Genomic DNA, 6,008 nt, shown 5'->3' on the forward strand with positions numbered 1-6,008 from the left:
ATCCTGTTTCGATCAAGAGATTGAGTGCGGAAACGGCTGTTATCACGACCGTCTACTCTCTCACTGTCATGATTCGACGGTATTAGATCATGGATCGACGTCGGAATGGATCAGCGCTACTTGGCCAACGCTCCGGACGGTCCGCACGTCGTCTCCGCTGCTTCGTGCGTGTATCCGCTGGGGGACCGGCTGTCTCCCGCAACCTCGGTGTGAGTCCGCCACCGGGGAATCAGTGCGCCGGGGGAATCAGCGTCGACCGGTCGAACCGGCGGCGGGCAGCGGGTGGCGAGCGACGAAACCCAGGACCGGCCTGCTGGTACCAGACCGGCGCCGGCCCACTCTTCAGCCAGCACAACACCCAGCCGGCACAACAGCGACGTCCTCGTCGCCCTCGGTAGGCGCCGGAAAGTCGATCAGTAGTGGTGTCCAGCTCCTGACCTGGATCTCCTGGTCGGTGAACCAGTTGTCCGACGGTGCTGTCTGCAACACTTTGCGCTCGGCTGTTCCTCCGGGACCGGCCAAAAGCCACGAAATCGTGGTTTTCATGCTGCTTTTGTCCCACCGGAGGCAGGTTCGGGGGAGGGGACAGAACGAAACACGGCGGATACACCGATAGTCTGCGTGTCTGCGGCACTGCGACGGTGAGCGCAGGAGAGCAGCGCCTGCCGATACATGAGCGGAAGAATCATGGTCGCGAAGGACGAGAGCTCGGACATGTGTGAGGAGCGAGCCAGTGGCTGGCCGGGACGTCGACTATGATCGCCCGATTCTGCTGGGCTGCGGGCGATGCGACGTGCAGTGGACGGCGTTGACCGCTGCCCACTGTCCGAGCTGCCACGAGACCTTCGCGGGGGTGGGCGCCGGGTTCGACGCCCACCGCGTTGACGGCCGGTGCATCCCGCCCGAGCAGGCGGGCCTGCGCCTTGACGGCGGATACTGGGTGAGCAACGGTGAACGAGCCCCAGGAAAGATCTTGAAGGCGCCGCACCATCCCGGGATCCGCCAGGCCGGCTAGCGGCCAAAGGCAACGCGATCATGTTTTTCTCGCGCTGCCGGGAGGCCCAAGTGCCCGGACCGCCGAGGGTCACGTGTCGAGCCGTATCCATACCTGGCCGTTGTCCACTCGCAGGGGCAACTGCATGAGCTTGGCGCCCGGGGAGTTCAGGCACGCGCCGGAGTGCGCGTCATAGCAGAATCCATGGCGCGGGCAGGTGAGGGTGCCCGTGGCCGGGTCGAGCTGCGCCACGTTGATCGGCAGACCCTGGTGGGCGCAGATGTCACGGTAGGCGGTGAGCCGACCGTCCAGGCTGATGACCACGACATCGGCCTCGGCGCCGTCGGCCCGCTCAAGGTGCAACGCCGTGATCGGCCTGTCGCCGAGGTCCGCCGCCGTGCCGACCGCCACCCATCCGCCGTCGCGGTTGCGCACCGGGCCCAGCGGGATCAGTGTCGGGGACGGATCACCCGCGAGCATCACCACGCGCACGATCGGTTCGACCCCGCCGATCAGAGCCTCCTTGACAACTTCCCGCAACGTCACCCCGGCCAGGGCGCGGCTGTTGCAGGTACCGCTGACCCGCAGGAACGCGGTGTCCCCGTCCACCCGGACCAGCTCCGCGTCCCCGCCGTGTGCCCGCAGGTACGGGCGGACCTTCTCCAGCGCACGCAGCGACTCGGTCACCGGCGTGGGCTGGAGGATCCCGTGCACGGAGAAAAGCAGCCGCACCACGGGATCGTCCGCGAGCCCGAACAGCAGCTCCCGACCGCGGTGATCCCCACGCAGCTTGTGGACGATCGCGTTGATCCCGCTGCCGTGGAGAGCCTCGACAGCGTGCCGCAGCTGCTCAGCTCGTTGCCGGGCCGCCGGTTCCAGCTCCCGGACGCCGGCTGCCGCCTCGTCGAGAGCTTCTGACAGCGCGTCGAAGCCGGGTTCGTCCCGCGTCGGCCCGGTCGGCCGGGTGTCGCTCATTGCTGGACTCCTTGTCCGTGTCCCCCGGGTCAGACCGCACCGTTGATCACGAACTTGCTCAGTTGCCGGCCGGTCCGTCCGTCGTAGGCATGCACCGTGCACACCAGACAGGAGTCGAAGCTGCGGGCCACATGCCCGAGCTCCACCGGGTCGTCGGCGTCGGCGACCGGTGAACCGACCAGCGCCTGTTCGATCGGGCCGGGCGTCTGCGAGCCGTCCCGCGGGCCGATGTTCCACGCGGTCGGCGTGACCACCTGGTAGTTCGCGATCCGGCCGTCGTCGATGACTATCCAGTCGGCAAGCGACCCGCGGGCCGCCTCGGTGGCTCCGAAACCGCGGCCTTCGGTGTGCTCGACCGGTTTGGTGTAGAAGCTCTCCCGCAGCTCGAGCTGATCGAGCCACTGTCGCGTCCACTGGTAGTACTTGGCAGCCTCGTGCATCCGGGCGAGCTGGCGGACCATCACCGACGATCCGATCCGGGCGATGATGTCGATGAACAGCGGGTCGTCGTCCTGGTGGGCGGCGGCGCCGGGAGCGCCGGCGGCTATCCGGCGGGCCAGCGGCCCGGCCTCCATCGGGACGTATCCCTGCCCCGGCACGTGGTAGCGCGGCGATTTCGCCCAGCTGTACTTGCCCTGCTCGCGCCCCACCTGCGGATCGACCGGTCTGGTCTCGCCCTCGAACGGGTGGCGTGCCTGCGTCCCCTCGTAGAAGGAGTGGGTGACGTCCTCACGGACCCGGGCTTGGTCGAAGTCGAAGAACTCGCCGTTCGCGTAGATCCCCGAGCGGGCGATCAGGGCCGCGTTACGCCCCTCGATGCTCGGTGCCGTGTAGAGATCGGGGTGGAAGTAGGTGCCGGTGGCCAGGTAGTTGCCGATCCCGCCGCCGTAGGTGTCCAGGCCGATGTCGCGGCTGTAGCGGATGAAGAAGCCGCAGTCGCTGTCATGCTGCGAGGAGTTCTCCTCGACCCAGGCCAGCACGTCGTCCCAGCTCCGGTTGGCCAGCCACCGCTCGACCGAGCAGCCGAGCCAGTGCTTCTCCAGCCAGTTGTTCTTCCAGTGTTCCAGGATGGCGATCGACCGGGTGACGTCGGACAGGGTCGGCGCCCCCATGACGCCGCCGGGCACCATGAAGCTGGAGTGTGGCCACTGCCCACCGAAGATCGCATAAACCTCGGTCGGCTTGCCGGACAGGACGACTCCCGGGGCATAACTGGTGCCGGTGTACGGGGTGAACCGCCGGACGGCTTCGTCGTACAGGGGCGAGCGCGCGTACTTCTTGTTCGTCAGGTCGATCGCGAACAGCGCATAGAAGTAGCGCGGGATGCTCTGGAGCGTCTCGCATGCCTGCGCGATGTTACGGACCAGCGTGGCGTTGGGCGGCATCCGGGTGCGCCATGCCACGTCGAGGGCGTACGCGGACTTGTACAGATGGCTGCCACCGCAGATGCCGCAGATGCGTGGGGTCACGATCAGGCCGGCCTGGGGGTCCTTGCCCCGAAGGATGATCTCGAAGCCCCGGAACATCGACGCCTGGGTCCACGCGGAGGTCACGACACCATCGCTGATCGTCACCCGGACGTCCAGGTCCCCCTCGACCCGGCCCATCGGGCTGACGTTGAGATCGACGGTGGTCATCGGTGTCCTTCTTCCATCCGGCGCGGTTTCCGCCCGTAGCCGCGGAGCCGGCCACGAAGCTGGTCGGGGAGCTGGGGCAGGCGGGTCGTCAGACGACGAACGTGTCCTTCTTCGACCAGTCCGGAGCGGCGATCTTCGCGATCGCGGACTGGGCCAGGTAGGTGAGGTGGCGGGTGCCTTCGGGGACCTCCCGGGGGATGACACCGACGGCCTTGCGCGTCCGGAAGACCGTCCCCGGCTCGAGGTCGAAGAACGGGAACTCGGGCTCGGTGCATCCGATGCACGGCACGCCCGCGCGGGTCTTGGACGACTGGCCGTTCCACAGGATGCGGTTGCACGGCGAGTGGGTCATCGGGCCGCGGCAGCCGAGCTCGTAGAACAGGCAGCCCGTGCGGGTGCCCTCCCCGAACGTGGTGGTGGACTGCTTGTATTCGAAGAACTCCGTGCGGGTGCATCCGGTGTGCGTGAAGGTCGTGAAGAACGTCCGCGGCCGCTGGAGCTCGTCCAGGTCGATGTCGGCGGCCCGGCCGGTCGCCAGCGCGACGAGGACCTGGGTGATCCAGTCCGGGTGGGCCGGGCAGCCCGGGATGTTGATGACCGGGAGCCCGCCGCGCGAGCGGAACTCCGCGCCGAGGAAGCCACCTCGTTCGCGCTTGTGGAACTGCAGGCCCGTCGAAGCGGTCGGGTTGGGAGCCGTCGCCGCGATCCCGCCCCAACAGGCGCAGTCCCCGATCGCGACCACGGTCTGGGCCGTTCCCGCCAGGTCGATCAGCCAGTCCTTCATGGGCCGGTCGGCGAACATGTCGTAGCGGCCGGTGCCCTCGGGCCCCTCGATCACGGAGCCCTCGAACACGAGGACGTCCACCGGTGTCTCGCCGCGGGCGCAGGCCCGCAGCAGCTTCCGTGCGTCCGCTCCCGACTCCGCCGCGAGGGAGGGGTGCCAGAGCAGGTCGAGCCCGAACCCGGTGACGAGGTCTACGACGTTCGGCTCGTCGGAGTTCAGGAAGGACATGGTGTTCCCGCTGCACGCTCCCCCGTGCAACCACAGCACGGACGGCATCGGTCCTCCTCTCGGGTAACCCCAGGTCGGGGTTACGTGATCGTGCCCCCACGTGATCCGGGGACGGGGTTCTCCCGGACCGCCCGGGTCGGCTTCCGGACCTACCGGGAGGAACCCCGGATCGGTGGGAACCCCGGGCGCGGGAAGAACATGGTCGTTTCGCCGTCGGCCCGTCGCCATGATCCCATGGTGTCGGCGGTCCACCCTTGCCGGAGCCCGGACGTATGACCGCCATCACGTAATGATCATTTCGCCTCCCGCGTGCCCGGCAACACCGGGGTCCCACAGATGATCAGGTCCTGCCAGTGCCCTGCCGATGACTGCATGGCCGTCAATTTCAGGACATTTCATCCGCGGGCGACGTGGTGCCCGGTTTGATGCCGCGGTGAGTATTTCCGCCGGAGTCCGCGCGGGCCGCCGGAGGCTGTGCGGCGTGGCGGCCATAACACGTCGAGACCCGGAGCACACTCCGCCGGCGCGGAAGGCGCGGCGCGACGGCCGGGTGTTCCGCACTGTTTTCGGTGGGCAAACCGTTGTATTACCGGCGATCGGTGTCGAGCGGGTCTGAGGTAGCTGGGGCTGCTGGTCCCGGAAGAAGCACTGACGTTTCCACTGCGTCACATCGGTGGTGTTAGCCTGCCGCCGTCACGGTCGGACGTTCGCGATGCCCCTCATGTAGGACAGCTATCACCATCCGGGAGAAGTGCATTGATTGAAACCTTATCCGGTCCTGCACGAAAGGCATTCGTGCGACTGGTTGCCGAATAGGTTGATCTTCTCGAAAGGTGGCAAGTATGGCTCGCGACACAGCGTCGGCCGGCGCTGCCGTGCCGGTTCCCGACGACCTGTCGCCGTTGGTGCCCAGGCCCCGGGTGCCGACGGAGGGACCTCCGCGTGGACGCCCGGGCACGTCGGCGGCTGTTCCGGCCGGCAGACGGCTGGGGCCGGTGGCCGGCGGGCTCGTCATCGTGCTCGGTGCGATCTACCTGGTCTGGCGGACGGCGACACTCGGTGGCACCAGCGCGATCGGTTGCCTGTTCTACGGCGCGGAGCTGGTCACCTACGTGGCCGCATCGTGGACGGCGGTGATGCTCGGCCGCCTGCGACCCGGCGGTGTCCGCCAGGCCCCACCGCCGGTGGGCACCCTGGACGTGTTCGTGACGGTGTGCGGTGAGCCTGCGTCCATGGTCGAGCGGACCCTGCGCTTCGCCCTCGCCGTCGACTACCCGCACCAGACGTACGTCCTCAACGACGGCCGTATCGCCGGCCGGAAGGACTGGCGGGAGATCGACGCGCTCGCGGCCCGTCTCGGTGTGCCGTGCTTCACCCGGGTCGACGGTAC

Annotated in this window: 4 protein-coding genes and 1 pseudogene; 2 read left to right on the forward strand and 3 right to left on the reverse strand. The window is 68.0% G+C overall.

The features are described from left to right. Positions 1 to 733: 733 nt before the first annotated feature. Positions 734 to 1,015, forward strand: a complete 282-nt coding sequence (locus tag DD1DGNOD_RS02220; RefSeq protein ID WP_131764975.1) for a hypothetical protein — start codon at positions 734 to 736, stop codon at positions 1,013 to 1,015. A 69-nt stretch (positions 1,016 to 1,084) separates the two neighbouring features. On the opposite strand, the gene DD1DGNOD_RS02225 is transcribed toward DD1DGNOD_RS02220, so the two are convergent. The 3 genes from DD1DGNOD_RS02225 to DD1DGNOD_RS02235 all read right to left on the reverse strand — a co-directional run bounded on the left by DD1DGNOD_RS02225 (position 1,085) and on the right by DD1DGNOD_RS02235 (position 4,666). Continuing rightward, on the reverse strand, positions 1,085 to 1,969 hold the full coding sequence (locus DD1DGNOD_RS02225) for a NifU family protein (RefSeq protein WP_131769327.1): 885 nt from the start codon (positions 1,967 to 1,969) through the stop codon (positions 1,085 to 1,087). 29 nt (positions 1,970 to 1,998) lie between these two features. Then, positions 1,999 to 3,606 carry a nickel-dependent hydrogenase large subunit gene (locus DD1DGNOD_RS02230; protein ID WP_131769328.1) on the reverse strand — a complete coding sequence of 536 codons (1,608 nt, stop codon included), beginning with the start codon at positions 3,604 to 3,606 and terminating at the stop codon, positions 1,999 to 2,001. 88 nt (positions 3,607 to 3,694) lie between these two features. Next, positions 3,695 to 4,666 (reverse strand): hydrogenase, encoded by a 972-nt coding sequence (locus DD1DGNOD_RS02235; RefSeq protein ID WP_131769329.1) that lies wholly within the window; start codon positions 4,664 to 4,666, stop codon positions 3,695 to 3,697. A gap of 794 nt (positions 4,667 to 5,460) precedes the next feature. Here DD1DGNOD_RS02235 and DD1DGNOD_RS28620 point away from each other — a divergent pair. Beyond that, positions 5,461 to 6,008 (forward strand): annotated as a pseudogene (locus DD1DGNOD_RS28620) (glycosyl transferase); the annotation flags it as partial.

This window comes from Candidatus Protofrankia californiensis (genome assembly GCF_900634765.1).
In the GTDB taxonomy this organism is placed as follows: Bacteria; Actinomycetota; Actinomycetes; order Frankiales; family Frankiaceae; genus Protofrankia; species Protofrankia californiensis.

Excerpts from the sequence above, each read along its gene's own strand:
- DD1DGNOD_RS02230 (WP_131769328.1), bottom strand. The coding sequence starts at position 3,606 with ATGACCACCGTCGATCTCAACGTCAGCCCGATGGGCCGGGTCGAGGGG.
- DD1DGNOD_RS02225 (WP_131769327.1), bottom strand. The coding sequence starts at position 1,969 with ATGAGCGACACCCGGCCGACCGGGCCGACGCGGGACGAACCCGGCTTC.
- DD1DGNOD_RS02235 (WP_131769329.1), bottom strand. The coding sequence starts at position 4,666 with ATGCCGTCCGTGCTGTGGTTGCACGGGGGAGCGTGCAGCGGGAACACC.